A 3,552-nucleotide genomic window follows, 5' to 3' on the forward strand; every position below is an offset into this window, starting at 1 on the left:
GAAAATCAACATCATTAAAACCTTCGGGTAGCTGTGGTCGACGAGACATCTGTTCTAGATAATGCATGGTAATGATGCCTAAGCATAGTTGGCGGCAGCTTAAGGATTTAGAAAATGCGATTGGTATGAGGTACAAACGCTGGACCTCTACCAGGAAGATTTTGAGCCCAGAATGAGCACGGCAGAGCGAAGAACCTATATGGACAAGGACAACACGGCTACCGTAGAGAAATATGTTCAGCAGCTACAATGGGCTGAAGCCCTGATCATGATCTATCCCACCTGGTGGATGGGACCACCGGCAATCCTGAAGGGCTGGCTGGATCGCGTCTGGCTTCCTTCTATCGTCGCTGATTTTGGCCCAGACGGGGTAAAGCCAAAACTAACGAACCTGCAGAAAATTCTGATCATTACGACCCAAGGCGCATCACGCTGGCGGATGGCCCTGATCGGTAACCCTCCCCGCAAAATGATGAGACTGAGCTTAAAGGCCGTCACCAAATGCAGGGATATTGACTGGCTCGCCCTATACAGCATGGATAAAATTTCCAAGTCACAGTTAAGCCAGTTTCTGGACAAAGTCCGCCAGAAAATCAAACACTTTTAGTCATCGACCACTGACAGAGAGGGCACTGCAGGAGCCTGCTGATGACGTAACCATAGTTTTGCGGTCATGTGCCTGGCCATATCCCGATAGATCATGGCTATCTGGGATTCTGGTTCAGAAACCACGGTGGGTGCCCCCTCGTCTGCCTGCTCACGAATCATCATAGAGAGTGGCAAAGAGCCCAACAGATCGATTTCAAACTGCTCTGCAATCCGGCTACCGCCACCTTCGCCAAACAAGTGCTCGGTATGGCCACAGTTTGAGCAGATATGAACGGCCATATTTTCCACCACACCCAGCACAGGAACGCCGACCTTGCGGAACATTTCTACACCTTTCTTGGCATCAATCAGTGCCAGATCCTGAGGCGTTGTAACCACCACACTGCCAGATACCGGGATCTTCTGAGCCAGGGTTAGTTGAATATCACCGGTACCCGGTGGCAGGTCAATCACCAGATAGTCCAGGTCATTCCACATGGTCTGGGTCAATAATTGAATCAGGGCACCGCTGACCATTGGACCACGCCACACCACCGGGGTATCTTCAGTAACCAGGAATGCCATGGACATCACCTGAATACCATGGGCTTCAATCGGCATGAAGAACTTGTCATTCTTCACATCCGGCCGGCTACCATCGGGAATACCAAACATCTGTCCCATACTCGGGCCATAGATATCGGCATCCAGAATACCCACCCGCGCACCTTCTGCAGCCAGCGCCAGAGCCAGATTCGCTGCGGTGGTGGATTTACCGACCCCACCCTTACCGGAAGCCACGGCAATGATGTTCTTCACACCGGCCATGGTTTCCAGCTCACCTTGAACCGGAGCAGGATCAACTTTCCAGTTCACCGCAACCTCAACAGACTCAACACCATCAACATCCTCGATTTTACTGGACAGCATCTGGGCAACCCCATCGCACAGACCTTTGGCTGGGTAACCCAGCACCAGGGACGCACTGACTTTGCCATTATCAATATTCAGAGATTCAAGACAGCCAGCATCCAGCAAATTGTTTTTCAGATAAGGGTCCTGATAGCTGCGGATAGCCGCTTCAATATCAGCTCGGCTTGGATTCATGGCCACACTCCAGTCGGCGGGAAAATACTATGCGACTTAATGAGGGTTTAAGGCGACAAATTCAAGAGGTAAACCATTAGAAGCAAAGTAGAGCCGTACAATTTAGTACAAATACTCAAACCCCTGACACACTCAAATCATCGTTGGTTCATACAATGGCAATGCACTCTCACCCATGCAAAGGCGCATAAGATGAAGCGTTTAATTCTGCTGTTCAGTGTTATCTATATTGCCTGCCAACTGTTATTTATACCGGAAAACCCCGGATTCTTTTTCTGGCGTCATCAGATCGTTCTGTTCTCCGGATTTGTTGGTTTCGGGTTAATGACCCTTTGCATGGTTCTCGCTCTTCGGCCTGGCTGGCTGGAAACCCGGCTGCACGGTCTTGATAAGCTCTATCACCTGCACAAAAGAGCAGGCATCACCGCAGGAATCTTTATGATTCTCCACTGGCTGGCCGTAAAGTCTGGTCCGTGGATGGTATCTGCAGAGCTGGTCTCCCGCCCGATTCGCAAAGGCGGCGCAGGAGAGATGAGCATTTTCAGTCAATTCCGTGGTGAAGCGGTAAGTATGGGGGAATGGGCGCTTTATGCCATGCTGATACTCATCATCATTAGTCTGATTCGTAGATTTCAGTATCAAGACTTCAGCCTGAGCCATAAGCTACTGGGCATTGTTTATCTTCTCGGAGCTGCTCACAGCATAATGCTCACACCGCATAGTGGGGGAAATTGGGTTATTGCGATACTTGTACTGACGTTATCAATAACAGGCCTTTGGGCTGCCTGGGTTTCGTTATCCGGCCAGATTGGTCGTAAGAAAAAACACAGTGGACAAGTTATTCAGGTAGAAAGACCCGCAGAAGACATTATGGTTGTGACCCTGAAGCTTGATAACACCATTGATTATCTACCGGGACAGTTTGCATTTATTGACTTTCGTGATGGTGAGAAAGCGCACCCTTTTACCATTCTGCGTTACTCCCCAGACACTCGTGAGATGGAGTTTGCCATTAAAAAACTGGGGGATTACACCGAACACCTGATCACCTCTCTTCAATCTGGCTCTTCAATAATACTGGAAGGCCCATATGGTGGTTTTACCTTAGATCATTCACGTGAACAGATATGGATTGGTGCAGGCGTGGGCATTGCTCCATTTGTCGCGATGAGCCGATTTCTTGAAAATAACAGTCCCGACGTCAGCTACCCTGTCACACTCTACTATTGTGTCCACTCTGAAGTGGAGGCTATCTTTCTGCCTGAACTGAAGAGAGTTGCCGGCAATGTAGCAGGTATGACTGTAGTTCCATGCATTTCCGACAATGGCAGCCGTTTACAGACTGGTACACTCCAAACTAGGCATACACTGTCCCAAGCAGCGGTCATGTATTGTGGAACAACAAGCTTCGGTGAGTCTCTCAGAAGAACTCTCACTCAGTATGGACTGGTCAATAAACGCTTCGAGCAGGAGCGGTTTGATTTTCGTTAGAAATGGTCAACCCGCTCCCCTCTGCAAAACCCATTATCTGGAGATAATTTAGTTTGCCCTAAACGGATTGCTCTACGAATATAAGGTACTCAGACATCATTTCTCTGGAAGGTGGTTTATGTCTCTGGAAAGTGGTCTGGCTTTTTTTGCCGCTATTCTCATATTTTCGGTCACCCCCGGCCCAGGTGTGTTTGCAGTACTGGCCAGAGCCCTGATCAGTGGTGCTCGCAGCTGTTTTTATACCAATTTCATTTTCAAAATATGTCACGAATTCTGCGATTGCCTTTATACTTTAAATAGCCTGTTGTTCATCCCGTTAATGTCATGCCTAAAACTCCCGATTTTCCTGAAAACTTTCACGATGCA

At 48.6% G+C, this 3,552-nt stretch carries 2 protein-coding genes and 2 pseudogenes; 3 read left to right on the forward strand and 1 reads right to left on the reverse strand.

Translation table 11 applies throughout. The annotated features are described in order from the left end of the window. Positions 1-136 precede the first annotated feature (136 nt). Positions 137-607 (forward strand): annotated as a pseudogene (locus AK963_RS26925) (NAD(P)H-dependent oxidoreductase); the annotation flags it as partial. Here AK963_RS26925 and apbC read toward each other — a convergent pair. Further along, entirely contained in the window at positions 604-1,695 is a 1,092-nt protein-coding gene (apbC, locus tag AK963_RS26930) for an iron-sulfur cluster carrier protein ApbC (protein ID WP_066018425.1), read from the reverse strand. The pseudogene AK963_RS26925 and the gene apbC sit on opposite strands and share 4 nt — an antisense overlap. Positions 1,696-1,887: 192 nt before the next feature. Here apbC and AK963_RS26935 point away from each other — a divergent pair, with 192 nt between their 5' ends. Next, positions 1,888-3,186, forward strand: coding sequence for a ferredoxin reductase family protein (locus tag AK963_RS26935; RefSeq protein WP_066018426.1), 1,299 nt, complete (start codon positions 1,888-1,890; stop codon positions 3,184-3,186). Positions 3,187-3,304: 118 nt separating this feature from the next. Then, positions 3,305-3,552 (forward strand): annotated as a pseudogene (locus AK963_RS36050) (hypothetical protein); the annotation flags it as partial.

The sequence above is a fragment of the Endozoicomonas atrinae genome (genome assembly GCF_001647025.1).
Lineage (GTDB): Bacteria > Pseudomonadota > Gammaproteobacteria > Pseudomonadales > Endozoicomonadaceae > Endozoicomonas > Endozoicomonas atrinae.

Bases quoted from the DNA above. Each gene is read 5' to 3' on its own strand.
- apbC (WP_066018425.1), bottom strand. From the start codon at position 1,695: ATGAATCCAAGCCGAGCTGATATTGAAGCGGCTATCCGCAGCTATCAG.
- AK963_RS26935 (WP_066018426.1), top strand. From the start codon at position 1,888: ATGAAGCGTTTAATTCTGCTGTTCAGTGTTATCTATATTGCCTGCCAA.